The organism is Nocardia brasiliensis (genome assembly GCF_011801125.1).
In the GTDB taxonomy this organism is placed as follows: Bacteria; Actinomycetota; Actinomycetes; order Mycobacteriales; family Mycobacteriaceae; genus Nocardia; species Nocardia brasiliensis_C.
In genome coordinates this window covers 7,538,976-7,558,535 of the sequence record NZ_CP046171.1, presented here as the reverse complement: position 1 = coordinate 7,558,535, position 19,560 = coordinate 7,538,976, and the positions used below count along the sequence as shown (strand labels likewise).

Here is a 19,560-nt window from a genome sequence, read left to right as displayed (position 1 = left end):
TCCTCCGGGAGGGTATGAGTCATTGACGTTGACGTGTCGGGTTTTCGGAGGTTCAGTCCGTTCGGCGGCCGATACCGCCGTGCATCACGAGTCGGGTTGTGGGCAGATCCGATCCCAGGAACTGCTGGACCGGTGCGATGCCGGGCGAGAGTGGTTCGAAGCCTTTCATCAGCGTCTCGATCTCGCCTGCGGATCGGTAACACAGTTGCGCGGAGGTGTTATCGGTCTCCGAGTGTGACCGCGACTGGAACTTGGGATGGGTGTCGTCCGTTGCGTGGGCGACTACCAGGTAGCTGCCGGGTGCCATGACGTCGCGGAACGCCGCGATGATCTCGCCGGGATACTCCTCATCCATCACGTAATGCAGGACCCCGACGATGAGTAGGGCGATCGGCTCGCTGAAGTCGACGAGCGATTTAGCTTCGATCTCGTCGATGATCTGCTGCGGGCTGCGAATATCGCCCTGCACGACCGACACGCCGCGCGGCCTAGCGAGCAGCACTTCGCAGTGCAGGCACGCCACGGGGTCGTTGTCGACGTAGACGACTCGTGCTGTGGGGTGGATCTCGCGCGCTACCTCGTGCACGTTCGGTGAGGCGGGGATGCCTGATCCGAGGTCGATGAACTGCTTGACTTGTGCGTCGGCAGCCAATTCGACGGCGTGGACGAGGAATTTGCGGACGAGCCAGGCCAGGGTCTTGGTGTCGGGAGCGACAGCGAGCAAGCGGTGGGCGACCTGCCGATCGACCTCGTAGTGGTCTTTGCCTCCGAGCATGTAGTTGTAGATCCGTGCGGAGTTGGGAACCGAGGGATCGAAGCCGGGCGAACGATCTTGCATGGCAGCGGTTCTCCAATCCGGTTGTGCGTCAGTAGGTAATGGCGTCACCACCGTCGGTAGCCCCCTTCGTCGCGTTGGGCTCGCAGGCGTGGCGTGGAAAGCTCCGGCTGGTCGATCAACTCGCTAATCCACTGGCTAGCACCGGAATTCGCTGACATGGTGGTCTGACTGGCCGGATGTCCTGAGCGGCCGATGCCGCCGGAGAAAACCCACTGCGTTTCCAGGTCGTTGACGTTGTCGATGAACGCCTGTATCGGTGCGATGCCGGGCGGGAGCAAGTCGAAGCCCGCCATGAACTTTTCGATCTCGGCGGGAAAGCGATAGCACAGTTGAGCTGGGGTGGCGAGGGTGTCGACCTGGGTCTGGTGGATGAACTCGGCGTCGGTCTCGGTGGACCCGTGAGCGAGGGCGAGATAGCTGCCCGGCGCCATCGCGTTACCGAACACAGCAACGATTCCGGCGGGGTCTTCCTCGTCCATCACGTGGTCGAGTACGCCGACCATGGTCACGGCGACGGGCTCGCGGAAGTCGATGAGCCCCTGCGCATCGAGTTGCTCGACGATCTGCCTCGGACACCGGATATCGGCCTGCATCACCGTGCGGCTTCGCTGGTGCGCCACCAGCGCGTCGCAGTGCGCGCGAACCATGGGATCGTTGTCGATGTAGACGACACGGGCCGCGGGCTCGATCTCGCAGGCCACCTCGTGAACAGTTGCGAGCGCGGGCAGGCCGGTGCCGAGGTCGATGAACTGGCGCACGCCCGCCTCGGCGGCCAATCGCACAGCACGGCACTGGAATACGCGGACGAGCATCGCAACGGTCCTGGAGTCCGGCGCGATCGCGAGCATGCCGTCCGCGATCTTCTGGTCGGGCTCGTAGTAGTCCTTGCCGTCCCGCAGGTAGTCCCAGATCCGCGCGGAACTGGGCACGAACGGGTTGTAGACAGGAACACGATCCAAGCCGGTCACCGTGCTCACCACAGCCGCTGCCCCAGAGTCGTTGTCACATGCCGGGTTTCGAACTCGAACAGGACCCGGTTCCACAAGCGGCGTGGCATCCCGGCCGCGAGGCATTTACCCAGCTCCAACCCGCCCAGGCCGATCACCTTGCGGCCCTTGCACAACGTGTCGACATAGACGGTGCCGTTAACGACATGCCACGCCGCCGAGCAATCGGAAAGAACCGTCGCCTGACGGTCGACCCCACCCACGTGTGCCATCTCCCGCCTCCGTCATCGATGGTGGACAGCCCGCGACCGGGACGACTGTCACCGGGGACGGGCACATACCTCGAACGTTAGGAACGGCCGGATCGCACAGGCTATAGATTTGCGAATGTTTGCGATACTTGTTGACCGAAGAGGCTGTGAACAGCGACGATAGATGGATAGTCCCGCAAAGCTCGTACTATCTACCGAGGATGGATCATGGCACTGCGACTTCTGGGCGGCCCCACCAACAACACCGGCTCTCCTCGTTTGTGGCTGGATGAGGAACGAAATCTGTACCTCGCCCAGGGATACCCGGTACCTGGCGATAATGGGCAGGTGGAGATACCGCATATGCTGCTGCGGTGGCTGCAACCCGGCACGTATATGGGTAGTGAGATGCGAGACTCCGGCCGAGGTTCGTTTCTCGTTGCCGGACAGCCGATCACAAGCCAGGACATATTGGAGCAGATGAAGATTCCCGATCATGAGACCGCAGTCGAGGTCCCCGTCGCCAAGAGTCCATGGGAATGGTGAGCGCGTGCAATATCTGAACGTCGACGAAACGAACACCCTCATTCGAACTGCACGTTCGGAAGCGTTCCACCTCGAGGTATCCGACGATCATTCTGCGGTCGCTGACGAAACGGAGCCGATGCGCCGCGTCCTTGCGGGGTTGCCTCCGTTCGAGCAGGATGCCTACCCCGACAGTTGGCGAGAATGGGACGAACTGGTCATGGCAGTGACCGGGGCCGGTGTCGCGATGCGCCGGGTGCGCGTGGTGACTGAACCTCTAACCGACTACGTGCGGTTTCTTCATGCGCTGACGGATCGGAATGTGGCTCTGGGCGAAGATATTCGGTGGTTGCCACGGCATCAGGTCGAGACCGCTGACTACACCCCGGATGAATGGTGGCTCGTCGACAGCAGCAAGGTCGCGTTCACAATCTTCGCGACCAACGGCGACTTCGTCGGCAGTGCCGTCACTGCCGATCCGATGATCGTGGACCGCTGCGTTTCGGTGCGAAATCACCTATGGGCGAAGGGCATTCCTCATCCGGAGTATGGGCCGGTGTTGCAAGGCGGATGAGTGGCTGAGGTTGAGCAGGCACGCCAAGCGTTCGGTGCGCGGCTGCGGGATCTCCGCAAGTCCGCGCACCTGACGGGGCTGCAACTCGCAGCCGGAGCGGGCTGGCACTCGGCGAAGGTTTCCCGCATCGAGCACGGCAAGCAAACGCCAAACGACGCCGACCTGTGCGCGTGGTGCCGCATCTGCGACGCTGAACTACTCTTGCCCGATCTTCGTGCCGCTCTGGCGAATATCGAGGCGCTCTGGCAGGAATGGCGTCGTGTTGCCGCGGCAGGGCACGCACAACAGCAACGCAGGCGGATCGACATGGAATCCCGCGCGAAACGCATTCGGAACTATGAACCATCTGCGATTCCTGGTCTACTCCAGACTGCGGCCTATGCGCGTGAGGTACTGACGTCGTGCATTGAGTTCGTCGGTGGTCTCGATGACGTCGACCGTGCGGTTGCCGCCCGCATCGAGCGGCAGCGAATCTTGCGGCACGGCACGACGCGTATCACGGTGCTACTCGCCGAGCAGGCGCTCTACACCACGGTAGGCAACGACCAGGTAATGATTGGCCAGCTCGACTACCTTGTCGAGGTGATGTCTTTGCCGAGGCTCACCCTCGGGATTATCCCCAGGACAGCTCGATTCATTTACACCACGACCTGCTTTGTCCTGCTCGATGAACGACTAGCCGAGGTCGAGACGATCTCGGCCGGGCTCACCGTCACGCAACCGCGTGAACTTGCCTACTACGAGAAGGTATGGGTAACGCTTCACCGGCAGGCGGCCTACGGCGGTGCGGCTAAAGCCTTGATTGCCGATGCGCGGGAGCGACACCACCACTTGCGATGACGCACCATGTCGGACACCAGTTGAAGGCATACGAGGCAACGCCGTAGGCCATTGTTCTCCTTGATTTTCCTCCGGTGAGAGGTGCTGTCGCGGCGCAAGTTTTGCCCCGTCGCCAGCGCCGTGCGCGGGCCGTCTTGTCGTGCACTGCGGAGAGCGACGTGTAGTTGGTTCTGGTAGCCGGTGCGGGGCTATCGGCTGCGGCGTCGTTTTCGTTCGTTGCCGAGCAGTGTGTGAATGATGGGCACGATCTCCTGGAACTGCGGCTGGTCGCGGCCCGATGGAGGGTTGATCCAGCTGGCGGAGTCGCGCCCTGGTGTCGGCAGTGTTGTCATCACGCCTTGGCGCAGCACGACGTTGTTCGCGGCGAATCTTGTTCCGGATGCGAACAGCAGGCTCCGACTGGGATCTGTCGGCGCTGCGGCTGTGAGGAACAGCCATTGCTCGCAGTGCCCGGCCGAACGCGAGGCAACGATAGGTACGTGATGAAGATCCTTGGTGCGCAGCGCGTTACGGACACGGCTACCCAATGGTGGCGGCATCGCGACCACACGTACGGCAGCGTCCGGGCCGCCGTGGAATGTGATGAGACCGCTCGGATCGAGAAAGACACGCAGCCCGAACTCGGCCTGATACAGCGCGCGGCGTTGCAGGACTGCCTGATGCTCAGACACGGTCATCGTGGCCGGAGTGGACGCGGTCAGGATGGACAAGGACACGAGCTAGCTCCTGGTGGTTGTGATGGGTTGTGAGAAAAGGTGTTTCGGTGTGAGTGACGCGTTCAGGCGATCCTGGACGCGTGGCGTGGGCCGCGGTGGCGGGATGGGTAGTGCCGTGGCAAGGGCAGGGGTCTGGTCACCCAGTCCTGCGGTGCTGTGGGCCGCCAGCTCTGGCGCTGGGTGGCCAGTTCGCGCTCGTCGCGCCGCCGGAACCACTCCATCGCCCCGAAGAACAGTCCGAAAAATGTTGTGACAATGCCGATTACGATGGCGGGGACGATCAGGGCATCCATAGGGTCCTGCAATTCAACGGTGTGAGGTCGGTTCGGCCGTCGGGTACTTCGATCGCGTTCAGGCGTGGGTTGTGTGAGCGCGCGAAAGCGGTCAGGAAGGCTCGGGCGACGCATTCGGGGGCGCAGCAGTCGTGCACCGCCACGGCGACATCCGAGCCGACAGGCGTGTACACGAACTGGATATGCACGACCGGCTCGGCCGCGGGCTTGCTGTGCGCAGGCATCACCCATCACCGGTCCTGGCTCCGTGAGCGCTCAGCGCACCGCAGTACGCGGGGTGGGATGAGCCATGGCGGCTCCTGGAGTGCGAGGCCAGCGGCTTCGAGCGCGGTGAGGCCGAGTTCGTCGGCCAGCGCCTGGAGGTAGGTGATGACCTCTGCCGCCTTGATGGCCGCGACCGCCTGATTGCCCGGCACCGTCCAGCCTGGCAGGTAGGACACCGCCCACATGTCGCCGCCGACGGCGCGCGCCTGGTGAGCGGTGTGGTCGCTCGACATTCGGTATCGGCCGACATGCAGGGACGTCGCTGCTTGCCGGTGTCTAGGCGGCGGTGCGTCGCAACGGGAACGCATGGACGCACGTGGCCGGGTCTTTCGTGAAATACGCTGCGGTAGTGATATTTTCACGATCCACACCTCTTGCTGCCTCGTGGAAGTGGGTGCGCCCGGCCCCCGATAACTCCTCGGTGTGGGAGAGCAATCGCTCCGGGCGCACTATCAGCACACCACCGGAACCCAAAACGACTACCCTGAACTGGGTAACCCAGTTTCAATCCGCGCAAAAGTCCAGGACGATTCCCAGTTCACCGGACCTCCTCACCCAGTACGGGTGATAGATCACCCAGTACGGGTGCCAGACATAGAGGGGCAGCATGTCCGACAGCGGCCAGACACTACCGAGACGACAGCTCGGCAAATATCTCCGAGATGCTCGAAACGCACTGAACTTGACCCAGGAGTCGGTGGCCGCCTCGTCGGAGGTAGCGACCTCGGTGCTGCAACGGCTGGAGAAGGGCCAAGCCACACGCGTGAAGGCGCGTGACCTCAAAGCGATCTGCGAAGTACTCGAAATGGCGGACGACACCACCTCCGCCATGGTCGGCCTGCTACATCAGGCGGCAGAGAAAAGCTGGTGGCATGCCTACGGGGACCTCATTCCAGCCAACTTCGATGTGTACGTCGGATTCGAGACCGCCGCGCGAGGGCTGACGATGTATCAACCGTCGCTGGTGCCAGGACTGCTCCAGACCGCCGACTACGCCCGCGCCCTCATCCGCGCCGTGAACCCATCCGCCAGCGACGACGCGCACGCACGACGGCTCGAACTTCGACTGAAACGACAGACCATCGTCACCAGAAAGCATCAACCAGTCACCTTGGATGTGGTTCTGCACGAAGCCGCACTACGGAGCAACGTCGGTGGCCCAGACGTCATGAAAGCCCAACTGGGCCACCTGGCCGAGGTCGGCAAGCTGGCCAACGTCACCGTTCGAGTGCTCCCGTTCTCCGCAGGCGCACCGGTCGGCGATCCGATCGGACAGTTCGCGATCATGGAGTTCGGCAAGGATGCCAAAGGCGAGCCGGTATGGCCGCCCGTGGTCTACCTGGAGACGTTCATCGGCTGTATGTACCTGGAAAAGACCGATGATGTGCGCCGGTACGATGAGGTGCACGACGTCGTCCAGCAGGCCGCGTTAGATGAGGGCACAAGCAGGAGCCTGCTTCGGCAGGTAGCGAAGGAGTTTTCCGCGTGACTACCGATGAGTCCGGCATCAACTGGCGCACCAGTAGTTACAGCGGCGACAAAGCCGACTGCGTGGAAGTCGGAGACCTGGACAACGGGCACATCGGCGTCCGTGACAGCAAGAATCGCACCGGACCGACGCTGCGCTTCACCCCGGCAGAGTGGGATTCCTTCACTGCGGGCGTGAAAAGCGGCGAGTTCGACCGACCGTAGCCGAACGCCAGCGGCCCCGCTTCGATCGTGCGTCGGAGCGGGGCCGCCGCCACGTCGGAGTGTACGGGCCGCTAGTTTCCGATCGTGATCGCGGGGAAGACGTAGTCGCCGGAGTCGTCGGACCCCCGCACGCCGTCGACAATCTCGCGGACAGATAGACCGGCACGGGCGGCGAGCTCGGCGGAGAATTCGATGAGTTCGTCGAGCCCTGCGGTCGACACGGTCACGCCGTTCGCGTCGGCTGCGGTGATGTAGACACCCGCGGTATCGGCCGCGGTGTCGAGAGCGTCGTTGCTGATCTCGGGCATCAGGTCCCCTGTCCTGTCTGCGTGCTGCTGTCGGGTAAGAGTGGATCGTCGAATCTCTTGCCTACCGACGGTTTCGGTGTGCCATCGGTAGCGGGCCACTCCAGTTCGGGCTGAATCGAATACACTCCGTGCTCGCCGATCAGATCATCGAGCACCCACTGCGGCGTCCAGTAGGCGAACAACGTGTTGAGCGACAGCTCACGCGCCGCGAGCCACTCTCCGGCACGGGTCTGGCTGAGGATCACTTCCTGGAACCGCTTCGTGACCGCCGCCGCGCTGGGGCGGATATTCGCGTTCCCGGCGGCGTCGGCCTGCGCGATGCGAGCGACCACCGCCTCCAGCCACGCCATCTTGGCCGCCCTGTTTCTCAGCGCCGTCTCGACGGCGGCGTCCGGCCCGGCCAGCTCCGGCCAGCCGCGGGCCTGGGCGTCGGCCCGCAGCTCCTGCGCGGAGACTGCGGGCCTCGGCGGCTCGGTCATCGAACCCAGCGCTCAGGCGCCATCGGCGCTGCCAGGGCACGGCACGAAGGTCACCAACTCTCTGGCGGAGAACTCGTCGACCTCCCCACCTGCGCGGGTGACCTTGACACTGCCTCGTTTCAGGATGCGCACGGCGGTGACCTCATGCCGGTCACCGAAGGCATCGAAGAGATAGGCGCCCTTGGTGATTCGGTCCGCCGGTAGCTGCACAGCGTCGGGATAGACATCGACGATGTTCACCACCGCCGGGGGTTGGTGTTCTTGCATCATCGCGTCCTCGGAGCGGCGGGGCTGATCGGTCACGACACCTTCCTCCAGGTCTCGTCGGGATGGTCGGCGGCGACGAATTCCAGCGGCAGGTACGCGGCGATGCTCAGCCACGGCAGGGCATAGTCCGAGCCGTCCGGAACCCAGTGCCGGACTTCATCGTCGGGTTTGCCGGTCAGCATGCGAACGCGTATCCAGCCGCGGGCGTCGTGGTGCCAGCCGTGCCCGAAGTCGTCGAGGTAGTAGCCGTGCTGGACCGGCTCGCATTGTGCGGCCAGGCGCTCCCAGTCGCGTTGTGCCGCCAAGCCTTCGCGGTGGGTGTCCTCGTCGGCGCCGCCGCCGGTGAACAGCCCGGCGATGGCATGGATGTGGGCGAGCAGGAACACCAACGCGTCACCGCTGAGCTCGCCGAAATCGGCCTGGTACCCGAACCCCTTCTGCCGCAACTCGGGCACCGGTATCTCCGGATGATCCCGGTAGAGGTCCGTCGCGCTCGGGTCCAGGCAGGCGCCATAGGTCTTGCCGCTCACCGTGACCCGCAGACCCCCGGTTGCCAGGGCGGGCTCCGCCGTCATGAGTAGTCCCGTGCGAACTGCGAGATCTGGTGCAGCCGCGCGCGGTAGCCGCCGACGATGTCCGCGCCGAGATCGTCGCCCTCGAGCCCGTCGGCGAGGTCGAGCTCCAGCTGGTGAGCTCGCCGCGCGACCTCGCACCGTGCGCCGTATGCCTGGGTCTGTGCCCAGCGCTGCTGATCGGTCGGCAGCGCGTCGTCGTGCACATCGGCCTCGAGGGCGGTCACCTCGCGGACGGCCGCGGCGAACGCCTGCTCACAGGCGGTGATGCGGTCCTGGATGTCGCCGCTTCCTGTCTTGGCGTGTTCGTGCATCATCCCCTCGCTTCCTGGTCGGGCGCGTGCTCCGGTGCCGTGTGCTCGCTGTGTTCGATCATGAGCAGTTCCCCCATGTCTGTGCGTCGGCCGGTTCGACGGTCGGGTCCAGATTAGGCGTCTCGTCGCCGGTGAGCAGCGCTGTTGGTGTGATTGCGCGGGCGTACTCCCACAGGTGGCAGACGATGGCGTCCCCGTCGCGGCGCTCGGGGTTCGGCGCTGCTATGTGGGCGAGCTCGGGCACGGTCATCGTCTCCACGGTGACCGGCACCGCCAGCCCCAGCCGCCGGGCTTCGACCGTGGCGTGCGCGGCGAACGCGGCGGCGTAGCGCTGGTAGCGGCGTTCCCAGCGCGCCGACACCTCGCGTTCGGCGCGGTCCTGGGCGGCGCACAGCTCGTCCTCGGTCTCGCCTGCGGCCGGTTCTCGGTCGTAGTGCTGCCACGCCGCGTCACGCTGCGCCTCGAAGGTGTCGGACTCGGCGATCACCCGGACCCAGCGGTTCTCGATCGGCTCGCCGTCCTCGCGGCGCAACAGGTCCTCGATGCTCACCCCGAGCTTCTCGGCCCGATCCTGGAGCAGGAGCTGGCGCTGCTCGGGGGTGGGCTCGTAGCGCTCGCGCTCGTAGGCGGCCTCGATGATGCCAGGGATGTTGAGCGGCACCACCAGCGCCGTGGTGCGGTGCGGGGCAAGCCATTCCAGCTCGTCGGCGCGAGGTGAGAGCAGCTCGGACTCGCCGCGGGCGAGAGCGCGCAGGTGCGTGGTCCCCGGCGAGCAGGCGTGCCCGGCAACCAGGCGGTCAACGCTGCCGAGGTTGGTGGCGACGGCGGTGAGGACCGCGGCGAGGAACTCGGCGAAGTCGATTCGCTCGCCGGGGACGGGTGCGAAGCTCGCGGCTTCGGTCAGCGCGCCGACGGCGTTGCGGTGCAGCTGATCCCAGCGCTGCCTGGCGGGGTCGGTGATCGGCGTGGCGGTGTGCGGATCTGGTCTGATCATGGATGGCTCCGTGGTGCGACGAGGGTGGGTGTCGCATGAACGGAGCGGCGATCTCGGACCGATTACCCTGGTATCGAGGCGGTTTGGGCACCGTTTCGAACTGAGAGTGATTGACGGGAGGTTTGACGGGAGTGCCCGTGCGCCTCGCATCGCTACCTAGGCCGAGCCCGCTGGTCAGAGCGGGTGTTTCGTGGAGCCGATGACGGGAATCGAACCCGCGCTGTCTGCTTGGGAAGCAGAAGTTCTACCATTGAACTACATCGGCGTGCGCGTGAGCGCGTCCGTAACCCTATCAGACCAGCCACTACCTCGGTCAACTCCCTTCTCGGTTGCTTTGGAACGGGCCTGGTAGAGACCCAACTCCGGATTTACTCCGGATTTTCAGCTGAGGATCTCCTCGGACTCCGCGACTGGGCCGCCGACAGGTTGGCCGGCCCAGTAGCGAGAGCCTAACGCTGCATGGACTGTGGGGTGGCGGACGCCTACGCTCCATCCGCTAGGCCCGGGAGTTACAACGGGATCGTCAGCTGCGCCCTGTCTTCAGCGCACGTACGTATCCAGCCATTGCTTCTACTCCATCGACTCCATGACTCTTCAACGCCTTGTCGGCGGCGCGGAGGTACATCCAATCTCGCGCCACTCGAAGGCTCATCACAACAGTTGGGGCTGCCAGCATCATCGACAAAACGGACACGCAGTTCACTCCTGGCATAGAGAATGAACCGGCTCCGTTGACCAGGCGTACCGGGATGCGGCGGGACTTAGACCGCCAGAGCGTGAGTGGTCCCCTTCGGCTCTGCAACGGCACCTCCCGTTCACACGGGAGCCCACAGGGACCATACTCGCAGACGAAAGAGCAGGGGCCTCCTCCCGAAAGGAAGAGGCCCCACAGTCATTATGAATCCCCCCGGCTTTGATGCACACTGGTTTATCTGTCTCCAGCCGGTTGCTGGGCCAGGTTGGCATAGTAGTCGGCTTCGTAGTCGGCCGGTGGTTTGCGGCCGAGTCGGTGCATGAGTCGGGAGTCGTTGAACCAGCGCACCCAGTCGGCGGTGAGCAGTTCGACATCGGCGAGCCGGTGCAGCGGGCCACGCCGGAACGGTGAGTCGTCACGGATCGCTTCGGTCTTGTAAAGCCCAATTGTGGTCTCGGCCAACGCATTATCGTATGCGTCACCCACCGAGCCGATCGAGGGAACCATGCCCGAGAGCAGCAGCGTCTCCCCGAGCCGCACCGAGGTGTATTGCGACCCGGCGTCCGAATGATGAATCGTGTTGCCCACCAAAGGGTGTCCCTGTCTTCGACGGACCGCAGCGGCTTGGCGGATCGCGGAGTTGACGAACGCGGCCTGCTTGCTGGTCGAACATTCCCAGCCCAGGATCCGCCCGGCGTAGGCGTCGATCACGAACGCCGTGTACACGAACATGCCCGTGACCAGGCGCACGTAGGTGAAATCGGCGACCAGCAGCAGGTTCGGTGCCGGCACCCGGAAGTGGCGATCAACAAGATCCGGTGCGCGCGAGGCCGCCGGGTCCGGTTCGGTCGTGCGGATCTTCTTGCGCCGCACCACGCCTTGTTGGCCCGCATGAGCCGTTCGACGGTGCAGCGGGCGACGGGGATCTTCTGACGTTGCAGGTGCGCCCACATCTTCTCGGCCCCGTACAGCGATTCCGGTGCCCGCCTGCCCTGCTCGTCGGGCTCGTAGTAGCCGGCCAGGATTTCGGTGACCGTGGTGTCCCACAGGGCCCGTTTCGACGGTGCCCGTTTCGCCCAGGCGTGGAAGGTTCTCGGGGCGATCTTGCAGCCGTGCGCGGACAGCGCACGACAGATCGGAGCGACCCCGAACCGAGCCCGATGCTCGGCGATGAACGCGCAGATCACCGGTGTCGCGGGTCGCTCTCCCGCGCGAAGAAACTCGTTGCGGCCTTGAGGATTTCGATCGTCTGCTCCAACTCGGCGATCTTACGATCCCGCTCCCGGATCGCCCGGGCGGCCTCGGTCGAGACACCCTCGACCTCGCCGGTGTCGACCGCGGCCTGCCGAATCCATTTACGCAGCGTCTCCGCGGTCATGCCCAGCCGGGCCGAGACCGCCGAGATCGCGGCCCACTCACTGTCGTAATCGTCGCGGTGATCGGCGACCAGCCGGATCGCCTTGGCCTTGATCGCTTCGTCGTACTTGGCAGGCATGATCTGCCCATCCTTCCCAAGAAAGAAGGTGAGCACCAAACCCGGGGCGATTCATAGTCAGGACCACGGTGTTGTGGGAGCCAGCGCGAGGTAGTTGTCGCCGCTGCTGTTCTCTATGTCGAAGACGGAGTCGTCGTTCAATTCGTGCTCGTCGCATTGTTCCGATAGCAATTCGTCTGTGGGCCATCGTAAAAGGACAAGTTTTGCTTGCCCGCTCGCGATCAATTCGCCTGCGATCTTGCGAGATATGTCGATCGCGTCGTCGTCACTGAGATCGAAGTCGGACCCTCGCAGCAGCCACAGCAGTTGATAGACGCCGAGGTAGTCTGTCGCGAGGTGCTCGTGTGCTTCGGTCATCAGCCACTCGGCCGCAGCCGATCGGTTCGTCACTTTTTCTCCAAGGTTGGGTTGCCTTCGAGCGGAACCTTTGTTGTGCTGCCATTTTGGCTTACTTCGGCGTAAGGACCATGTGTGAGCGGGTCTGGCCTGTTGCCCTGAGTGTATCCGGGCATTATCCGAATTTGCCTCCCCTTGTTGTTGGGGTCGTTGTACACGGTTCCACCACCAGTCTTGCTTGGGCGCGATGTCCAATCCGGTGGGATCCCCTTGGCTACATCGTCGGAGTTCTTCCCGTATAGCGAGTTCGGATCGAACTTCTTCGGATCCTCGACATCGGGGAGCCTGGGGGGCTTGTCTGGCTTGGTACTTGGAGGCTTGTTCTCCTCGACTCCGCCCCGGCCGCCTTTCCGCCGGGACTGTCGGGAAAACGGGGCAGGTGTCGCCACAGCCCATGGTGATCACGACGTCGGAGGCTTCGACGGTGTCGTAGGTGAGGATCTTCGGGGATTGGTCGGAGATGTCGATGCCGAGTTCGGCCATGGCTTCGACGGCGGCGGAGTTGATGGTGTCTGCGGGTGCACTGCCCGCGGAGCGGACCTCGATGGCGCCACCGGCGAGGTGAGCGAGGAATCCGGCGGCCATCTGGGAACGTCCGGCGTTGTGCACGCAGACGAACAGAACTGTTGGCTTGGAAGCCATAGAAGACAACACCTTTCGAAATCAGGCGGTCGGGATATCGAGTTCGGCGAGCAGATGCCGGACGCGAGTTTCGATTTCTTCGCGGATCGGTCGGATCGCGGCGACGTCCTGGCCGGCGGGGTCGTCCAGGGCCCACTCTTCGTAGCGGCGGCCGGGGTAGAGCGGGCAGGCGTCGCCGCAGCCCATGGTGATGATGACGTCGGCGGCTTGCAGGATCTCTTCGGTCCAGGGTTTGGGGAACTCGCCGGTGATGTCGATACCGACCTCGCGCATGGCTTCGACTGCGGCAGGGTTGATTTCGTCGCCGGGTTCGCTGCCGCCGGACCAGGCGACGGCTTTATCGCCTGCGAGGTGGGTGAAGAAGCCGAGTGCCATTTGGGAGCGTCCGGCGTTGTGGGTGCACAGGAACAGCACGGTGGGTTTGCCGGTGTGGGCTTTGCCTTCGACTTTGGCCAGGGCGTTGAGGCGTTGGCGGGCGAAGCGTTCGGCCAGTAGTGGCAGGAAGTTGATGACTGTTGCGCGGCCTGCGAATTGGTCGTAGGAGGAGTGCAGGAATCGTTCGATGGTTTCGACGCTGAAGAGGGTGTCGAAGTCGCGTTGCAGTCGGGTCGCGGCGGTTTTGAGGGCGAGCTTCTGGTCGATGGTGAGGTCGTCGCGGACGTGGGTGGCGTGGGCGAGGGGACTTTCGGTCATGGCGTGTTCCGTTGTTCAGAGGGTGTTCGCTGATGCGGTGAGTTCGGTGAGCAGGTGCTGCACGCGGGTGTTGATGTCGTCGCGGACCAGGCGCATGCGTTCGATGCCGTCGATGCCGCGTTCGGAGGGTTCGTCGGTGTCCCAGTTGATGACTCGGACACCATCCACCGGGTCGAGGTGGGCTTCGCGGCCGAGGATGACGACCACATCGACCGCGCGCAGCACGTGCGGATCGATCGGCTTCGGAGTTTCAAGGCTGATGTCGATACCGATCTCGGCCAGCGACTGCACCGACAAGGCGTTGAGGCGGTTCTCGCCCGGTGCGGTGCCCGCGGAGTATGCGTCGACGCGGCCGTGGGCGGCGTGACGCATCAGTCCGGCCGCCATCTGGGATTTGCCGCTGTTGCGGACGCAGACGAACAGCACCGCGGGTGTGGTAGTCACCGCTGTGCCTCCGACACGTTGCCGAGTCCGGCGTTGGGTTGGAAGCGGTTACGCAGGGCGAGGGAGACGTAGACTAGGCCGACGAGCACGGGTACTTCGATGAGGGGGCCGACGACTCCGGCGAGGGCTTGGCCGGAGGTGGCGCCGTAGGTGGCGATGGCGACGGCGATGGCGAGTTCGAAGTTGTTGCCCGCGGCGGTGAACGCGAGCGTGGTGGTGCGCTCATAACCCAGGCCCACGAGCGCGCCGAACAGGTAGCCACCACCCCACATGATCGCGAAGTAGGCCAGCAACGGGATCGCGATACGCACCACGTCCAGTGGTTGGGAGGTGATCTGTTTGCCTTGCAGCGCAAACAGAATCACGATCGTGAACAGCAGCCCATAGAGCGCCCACGGCCCGATACGCGGCAGCAGTGTCGACTCGTACCAGGTGCGTTCTTTGGCGCGTTCGCCGAGGCGGCGGGTGAGATATCCGGCCAGGAGCGGGATGCCGAGGAAGATCAGCACCGATTTCGCGATCTGCCATGGTGAGGTGTCGATGGTGGTTTGTTCCAGGCCGAGCCAGCCGGGCAGCACCGAGAGGTAGAACCAACCCAGGACGGCGAACATGAGCACCTGGAACACCGAGTTCAACGCGACGAGCACGGCGGCGGCTTCGCGGTCGCCACAGGCCAGGTCGTTCCAGATGATGACCATCGCGATGCAGCGCGCTAGGCCGACGATGATCAGCCCGGTTCGGTACTCGGGTAGATCCGGTAGCAGCAGCCATGCCAGGGCGAACATCAGCGCCGGGCCGAGGATCCAGTTCAACAACAGCGAACCGATCAACAGTTTGCGGTCGCCGGTGACGGTGTCGAGGCGGTCGTAGCGGACCTTGGCCAGCACCGGATACATCATGATCAGCAACCCGATCGCGATCGGCAGCGAGATGCCGTCGATCTCGACAGCGCTCACCGCGTCCCCGAGGCCGGGAATGACGCGACCGAGCAGGAGTCCGGCGGCCATCGCGACACCGATCCACACCGGCAGGAACCGGTCCAGCGTCGACAGCTTGCCGACGACACTGTGCTCCGCGGTTGCCGTTTCCACGCTCACGCGCTCACTCCCGCGCCGCTTTCGGTCAGCAACAGAGTCGAGAGTCGTTGCAGCGCTTCGGGAACCACCTTGTAGTACACCCAGGAGGCGCGCCGCTCGCTGATCAGCAGCCCGGCTTCGCGCAGCACTTTGAGGTGGTGGGAGATCGTCGGCTGGGTCAGATCGATCCCCGTCGACAGCTCACACACGCACGCTTCCTGGCCTTCCCGTGAAGCGATCGAGCTCAACAACCGCAGGCGCACCGGATCCGACAACGCGCGGAACACACTCGCCAGCTCGGTCGCGGTCTGCTCGGTCAAGGGATCGCGCACAATCGGCGCGGCCGAGCACGCTTGGACCGGTGTCACCACCAGCTTTGACTTCGACATGCATCGATATTGACTGTTATCGAAGTCAAGTGCAAGCGAACATCGGGTGAACGGCTACGGTTCGATCATGCGCAGGCAAAGTGGGCGTGACCGTCGGTTGCTTGGAATACGCTCGAGCCATGCCTCACGTGTTCAACACGGCATGCCAGCAGAATCACCGATTATCGACGCGGTTGAATCAGATCATCGACCGCAGCGGGCTGAGAACGCGCTTCTTTGCGATCAACACCGTCGAGGAGCTGGAGCGTTTCGAAAGCGAGTTCTCCGCTGAGCTGGAAGGGCTTCGTCCGACGATGCCGTCACTGGGAGGTGTGCGGGCTTGGGTTGATCCCGATACTCGCGGGCGCCCAGTCCCGAACTCGAAGAACGCCGTGAATGTGCATCGCCACTACATCGCTATCCAGGTCGACGGTGACCATTCATTGCTCGAGTGCTGGCCCGACGCCGCAGATGGCGAGCTGGAACCGGTCGATGCTGCCGAAGTTGCCGAGGCCGAGTCGGTGGGTCTGTCGAGCCACGAGGTTCGGTATCGGCTGACCACCGCGCAGGAAATGTGGCTGCTGGTCTGCGCGGTCCCATCCACCTGGCAGTGGGCGCTCTACACCTTCGTAGAGTTGTCACAAGAGGAGGAGCGCGAGGTCGAGACAGGCCAGCGAGATCTGCAGTCGACATTCGACCAACGCATGGCCCTGGCCCAAGAATTTGTTGCACGGATCGCGGCGCAGACCAATGACTTCTTCGATGTCGTTGCACCACAGGAATTCCAGGCTCTCATCGGCCCGCGCCGCGTCGAGTTGCAGACCCGCACCGCAGTCACCGCAGGGTTGCGTTTCCCGCAAGCCTGGCGCGTACGAGAACCTGCCTTGGCTGCGGTGCAGCCTGCCGTGCAGGAACCTAAATCATCGACTGAGGCTCCGGCGCCCACCGGCGACACATTCCGTCTTGCTACCCGTGCGCGGCTGGATCCTGCCACCTTCGATGATGTCCAGCGGGTGATCCGGGTGTGGGCCGATGCGATCGAACGGTATCCAGGGGCGTATCACGGGTTGAAAGAAGATCGTGTCAGCGACTTACTCGCCGCGACTCTCAACGCGACGTTGCCTGGCGCCCAACGCGAGGTCTACAGCCGAGAAGGCAAGTCCGACATCTTCATCCACGCCGACACCCTCGCCGCAGGCACGGGGCCGACGAAAGTCTTCATCTGCGAAACGAAATGGGCCAACGGAGACGCAGTCGTACGCGAGGCAGTCGATCCTCAACTGTTCGGATACCTCAACAGCCACGACACCGCTGCGGTGTTGCTACTGCTGATGAACCAGAAAGACTGCCGGACACCGATCGAACGGCGACTGACAGCATTACGCGAGGTGACTGGTTTCGTCGGTGAAGAACCAGGACCGAGCGAGTGGCCGATATTCGAGTACACCGTCGGCGACCGGCGGGTGCACCTGTGCGTCGCGACCGTGCACATACCTCCGCCTCGATCGACCGAGTCAGGCGATTGAAACGCGGGGGCTGATCAGTTGACCGGGCTGCGGCGTTCCAGGAGCACGGTGTCGCGCCATACTCCGTCGCGTTGGGCGATGCGGTCGCGCAGGCCGACGGTGCGGTAGCCCGCGGAGTGGTGCAGGGCGATGCTGGCGCGGTTCTCGGGGAAGATCGAGGTCTGCAACGTCCACAGTCCGGCTTCGTCGGCGGCGATGACTTGCTTGTGCAGCAATGCTTTTCCGACGCCACGCCCACGCATGCCTTCGGCGACGTAGACAGAGTTCTCGGCGACGCCCCGATAGCATTCGCGTGCCGATACCGGGCTCAAAGCGGCCCATCCGGCGAGGGTGCCGTCGATCTCGGCGACCCAGCGGTGGTCGGGAAGCCATTGTGCGTCAAGGGTTTCACGGTCGGGGACTTCGGTGGCGAAGGTGGCGATGCCTTCGGCGTAGATGCGGCGCACGTCGTCCCAGTCGCGCTCGGTCATCGCGCGCACGGTGACGTCGGCGGGCAGGTTGTCCGGGCAGCACGGCAGCGGGGTGAGCACGCCCATCACCGCGTCGGCGGCGTGGGGTAGGCCGGTGCAGCAGGCGGGGTTCACCACCACGACGGTGGAGGTGCCGTCCTTGTGGACGCGCACGAAACCGACCTCGGCGAGCTTGCGCACGTGATGGGAGGCGGTCGGCTGGCCGATGCCGACCAGCTCGGCCAGCTCGCCGACGGTGATCCCGGCCGGGCGGGTGGCGACCTGGTGCAGCAGCCGCACCCGGGTCGGGTCAGCCAGGCAGGCGAACCAGCCCGCGTAGGTGCTCGCGTCCGATACCGACAGGGCATCGACCCTGTCGGCGGCCGAATCGCGCACGAACGGCATATCCAGCGAAGTCATACCCGCACTATATCGACGTCCATCGATGGTTGCATTCATCGACATCCGTCGATACAGTTCCGTTCATTGATCGATGAGTGTCGATGAAAGGACTTGTGATGGAGAACGACTTGCCCGTTGTCGTGGTCGGTGCCGGGCCCATCGGCCTGGCCGCCGCTGCTGAACTGCGTGAACGCGGACTGAGCCCGGTGGTGTTCGAACGCGGAAATTCCGCCGGTGCGGCGATCGCGCAATGGAATCACGTGCGGTTGTTTTCCCGCTGGGGCGAACTCATCGCCCCCGCTGCCCGCCGACTCCTGGACACGACCGGGTGGACTGCACCTGACGCGGACGCCTATCCCACCGGGCAGGATTGGGTTCGGGGCTATCTCGCGCCGCTGGCCACTGCCCTCGGCGCTGATGTCGTCGAGTTCGGGGTCGAGGTGACCGGGGTGGCGCGACGTGGCCGGGACCGGCTCGTGGACGCCGGGCGAGACACCGAACCGCTCTCGGTGCACCTGCGCCGCGCCGACGGCAGCCAAGACCGCGTCCTGGCACGTGCGGTGATCGACGCCTCGGGCACCTGGACCACCCCGAATCCTCTCGGCGGGGAAGGACTTCCAGCACTCGGCGAATCCACGGCACAGGTGATCGAGTACCGGGTGCCCGACCTCGACGACGCCACGGTCCGGGCCCGTTATGCCGGGAAGCACACGGTGATCGCGGGTAGCGGCCACTCGGCGCTGACCGCGATCGTCGCTCTGGCCGGGCTCGCCGAGCAGGAACCGGGCACGTGGTTGAGCTGGGTGGTGCGCCGCGGCGAGGTCGGCTCCACCTTCGGCGGCGGAGACGCCGACCAACTGCCCGCACGTGGCGCGCTCGGACTGCGGGCCAAGGCCGCGGTCGAGGCCGGTCTGTTGCACGTGGTGACCGGGTTCCGTACCGCTGCAATCGAACCCGCCGACAACGAGGCGGTGATGCTGGTCTCCGATACCGGTCAGCGCCTCGAGAATGTGGATCGGGTGGTGGCGTTGACCGGGTTCCGCCCAGACCTGTCATGGCTCTCGGAGATCCGCCTCGCTCTGGACCCGGTCCTGCATGCCCCGGTGGAGTTGGCGTCGTTGATCGATCCGAACGTGCACTCCTGCGGCACCGTCTACCCACACGGAGTGAAGGAGCTGTCCCATCCTGAACCGGGGGTGTTCTTGGCCGGGATGAAAAGCTACGGGCGCGCACCGACGTTCCTAGCGATGACCGGCTACGAACAGGTCCGCTCCATCGCCGCCGCGCTCGCCGGAGACCACGACGCCGCCGAACGCGTCGAACTGGTACTGCCCGAGACCGGAGTCTGCGGCGGCGCAGGCGTTTTCGACACCACCAGCGAGCAAGCGACCGGCGGCTGCTGTGGTAGCGGTAGTCCGTCTGAACCGCAGGAGCTGGCGTTGTCCACGCCGGTCGCGATCCAGGACTTGGGTCTGACAGCGGCACCGGCGCGCTGAACCCT

The 19,560-nt window shown here is 64.4% G+C and carries 23 protein-coding genes, 1 tRNA gene and 2 pseudogenes; 7 read left to right on the top strand and 19 right to left on the bottom strand.

Annotated elements, in window-relative coordinates; translation table 11 throughout:
* Positions 1-52: 52 nt before the first annotated feature.
* Genes F5X71_RS34590 through F5X71_RS34580 form a run of 3 tightly spaced genes read right to left on the bottom strand, consistent with a single transcriptional unit; the run spans position 53 to position 2,057 of the window.
* Entirely contained in the window at positions 53-889 is an 837-nt protein-coding gene (locus tag F5X71_RS34590; protein ID WP_238815619.1) for an SAM-dependent methyltransferase, read from the bottom strand.
* Complete coding sequence (locus tag F5X71_RS34585) at positions 883-1,797, bottom strand: SAM-dependent methyltransferase (RefSeq protein ID WP_167465754.1); 915 nt, start codon at positions 1,795-1,797, stop codon at positions 883-885. Before F5X71_RS34585 ends, F5X71_RS34590 begins: the two co-directional genes overlap by 7 nt.
* Before the next feature lie 14 nt (positions 1,798-1,811).
* Positions 1,812-2,057, bottom strand: a complete 246-nt coding sequence (locus tag F5X71_RS34580; protein WP_167465753.1) for a hypothetical protein — start codon at positions 2,055-2,057, stop codon at positions 1,812-1,814.
* A gap of 207 nt (positions 2,058-2,264) precedes the next feature.
* Between F5X71_RS34580 and F5X71_RS34575 the strand changes: the two genes are divergently transcribed.
* Genes F5X71_RS34575 through F5X71_RS34565 form a run of 3 tightly spaced genes read left to right on the top strand, consistent with a single transcriptional unit; the run spans position 2,265 to position 3,975 of the window.
* Entirely contained in the window at positions 2,265-2,582 is a 318-nt protein-coding gene (locus tag F5X71_RS34575) for a hypothetical protein (protein WP_167465752.1), read from the top strand.
* A 4-nt stretch (positions 2,583-2,586) separates the two neighbouring features.
* Positions 2,587-3,135, top strand: a complete 549-nt coding sequence (locus tag F5X71_RS34570; RefSeq protein ID WP_167465751.1) for a DUF6879 family protein — start codon at positions 2,587-2,589, stop codon at positions 3,133-3,135.
* Positions 3,136-3,975: a helix-turn-helix domain-containing protein gene (locus F5X71_RS34565; protein WP_167465750.1), complete on the top strand. Its 840-nt coding sequence runs from the start codon at positions 3,136-3,138 to the stop codon at positions 3,973-3,975.
* 188 nt (positions 3,976-4,163) lie between these two features.
* On the opposite strand, the gene F5X71_RS34560 is transcribed toward F5X71_RS34565, so the two are convergent.
* Positions 4,164-4,691: a hypothetical protein gene (locus F5X71_RS34560; RefSeq protein ID WP_167465749.1), complete on the bottom strand. Its 528-nt coding sequence runs from the start codon at positions 4,689-4,691 to the stop codon at positions 4,164-4,166.
* Positions 4,692-5,214: 523 nt separating this feature from the next.
* Positions 5,215-5,481 (bottom strand): hypothetical protein, encoded by a 267-nt coding sequence (locus F5X71_RS34555; protein WP_167465748.1) that lies wholly within the window; start codon positions 5,479-5,481, stop codon positions 5,215-5,217.
* A gap of 374 nt (positions 5,482-5,855) precedes the next feature.
* Between F5X71_RS34555 and F5X71_RS34550 the strand changes: the two genes are divergently transcribed.
* A complete protein-coding gene (locus F5X71_RS34550; RefSeq protein WP_167465747.1) occupies positions 5,856-6,737 on the top strand; it encodes a helix-turn-helix domain-containing protein in 882 nt (293 codons plus the stop codon).
* Positions 6,734-6,940 (top strand): DUF397 domain-containing protein, encoded by a 207-nt coding sequence (locus F5X71_RS34545; RefSeq protein ID WP_167465746.1) that lies wholly within the window; start codon positions 6,734-6,736, stop codon positions 6,938-6,940. Before F5X71_RS34550 ends, F5X71_RS34545 begins: the two co-directional genes overlap by 4 nt.
* Before the next feature lie 71 nt (positions 6,941-7,011).
* On the opposite strand, the gene F5X71_RS34540 is transcribed toward F5X71_RS34545, so the two are convergent.
* The 13 genes and pseudogenes from F5X71_RS34540 to F5X71_RS34480 form a co-directional block, all read right to left on the bottom strand.
* Positions 7,012-7,248, bottom strand: a complete 237-nt coding sequence (locus tag F5X71_RS34540) for a hypothetical protein (RefSeq protein WP_167465745.1) — start codon at positions 7,246-7,248, stop codon at positions 7,012-7,014.
* Positions 7,248-7,727: a hypothetical protein gene (locus tag F5X71_RS34535; protein WP_167465744.1), complete on the bottom strand. Its 480-nt coding sequence runs from the start codon at positions 7,725-7,727 to the stop codon at positions 7,248-7,250. Before F5X71_RS34535 ends, F5X71_RS34540 begins: the two co-directional genes overlap by 1 nt.
* A 12-nt stretch (positions 7,728-7,739) precedes the next feature.
* Positions 7,740-8,030, bottom strand: a complete 291-nt coding sequence (locus F5X71_RS34530) for a hypothetical protein (RefSeq protein ID WP_167465743.1) — start codon at positions 8,028-8,030, stop codon at positions 7,740-7,742.
* Complete coding sequence (locus F5X71_RS34525; protein ID WP_167465742.1) at positions 8,027-8,569, bottom strand: hypothetical protein; 543 nt, start codon at positions 8,567-8,569, stop codon at positions 8,027-8,029. The genes F5X71_RS34530 and F5X71_RS34525 overlap by 4 nt, the downstream gene beginning before the upstream one ends.
* Entirely contained in the window at positions 8,566-8,883 is a 318-nt protein-coding gene (locus tag F5X71_RS34520) for a hypothetical protein (protein ID WP_167465741.1), read from the bottom strand. Before F5X71_RS34520 ends, F5X71_RS34525 begins: the two co-directional genes overlap by 4 nt.
* 55 nt (positions 8,884-8,938) lie before the next feature.
* Positions 8,939-9,874, bottom strand: a complete 936-nt coding sequence (locus F5X71_RS34515; protein ID WP_167465740.1) for a hypothetical protein — start codon at positions 9,872-9,874, stop codon at positions 8,939-8,941.
* Between the two features lie 191 nt (positions 9,875-10,065).
* Positions 10,066-10,139, bottom strand: a tRNA-Gly gene (locus F5X71_RS34510).
* Between the two features lie 663 nt (positions 10,140-10,802).
* Positions 10,803-12,063, bottom strand: a pseudogene (locus tag F5X71_RS34505) (IS3 family transposase).
* Between the two features lie 759 nt (positions 12,064-12,822).
* A pseudogene (locus tag F5X71_RS34500) lies at positions 12,823-13,101 on the bottom strand (arsenate reductase ArsC); the annotation flags it as partial.
* A gap of 21 nt (positions 13,102-13,122) precedes the next feature.
* Positions 13,123-13,794, bottom strand: coding sequence for an arsenate reductase ArsC (locus F5X71_RS34495; protein WP_167465739.1), 672 nt, complete (start codon positions 13,792-13,794; stop codon positions 13,123-13,125).
* Positions 13,795-13,809: 15 nt separating this feature from the next.
* Positions 13,810-14,238 carry a low molecular weight phosphatase family protein gene (locus F5X71_RS34490; protein WP_428981427.1) on the bottom strand — a complete coding sequence of 143 codons (429 nt, stop codon included), beginning with the start codon at positions 14,236-14,238 and terminating at the stop codon, positions 13,810-13,812.
* Positions 14,235-15,335, bottom strand: coding sequence for an ACR3 family arsenite efflux transporter (arsB, locus tag F5X71_RS34485; RefSeq protein WP_174817194.1), 1,101 nt, complete (start codon positions 15,333-15,335; stop codon positions 14,235-14,237). The genes F5X71_RS34490 and arsB overlap by 4 nt, the downstream gene beginning before the upstream one ends.
* Positions 15,332-15,703 (bottom strand): ArsR/SmtB family transcription factor, encoded by a 372-nt coding sequence (locus tag F5X71_RS34480; RefSeq protein WP_167465738.1) that lies wholly within the window; start codon positions 15,701-15,703, stop codon positions 15,332-15,334. The genes arsB and F5X71_RS34480 overlap by 4 nt, the downstream gene beginning before the upstream one ends.
* 119 nt (positions 15,704-15,822) lie before the next feature.
* On the opposite strand from F5X71_RS34480, the gene F5X71_RS34475 reads away from it, so the two are divergent.
* Positions 15,823-17,208 carry a hypothetical protein gene (locus tag F5X71_RS34475; protein WP_167465737.1) on the top strand — a complete coding sequence of 462 codons (1,386 nt, stop codon included), beginning with the start codon at positions 15,823-15,825 and terminating at the stop codon, positions 17,206-17,208.
* A 14-nt stretch (positions 17,209-17,222) separates the two neighbouring features.
* Here the strand turns inward: F5X71_RS34475 and F5X71_RS34470 are convergent, their stop codons facing one another.
* Complete coding sequence (locus F5X71_RS34470; protein WP_167465736.1) at positions 17,223-18,077, bottom strand: helix-turn-helix domain-containing GNAT family N-acetyltransferase; 855 nt, start codon at positions 18,075-18,077, stop codon at positions 17,223-17,225.
* A 98-nt stretch (positions 18,078-18,175) separates the two neighbouring features.
* Between F5X71_RS34470 and F5X71_RS34465 the strand changes: the two genes are divergently transcribed.
* On the top strand, positions 18,176-19,555 hold the full coding sequence (locus tag F5X71_RS34465; RefSeq protein WP_167466965.1) for an NAD(P)-binding domain-containing protein: 1,380 nt from the start codon (positions 18,176-18,178) through the stop codon (positions 19,553-19,555).
* Positions 19,556-19,560 lie beyond the last annotated feature (5 nt).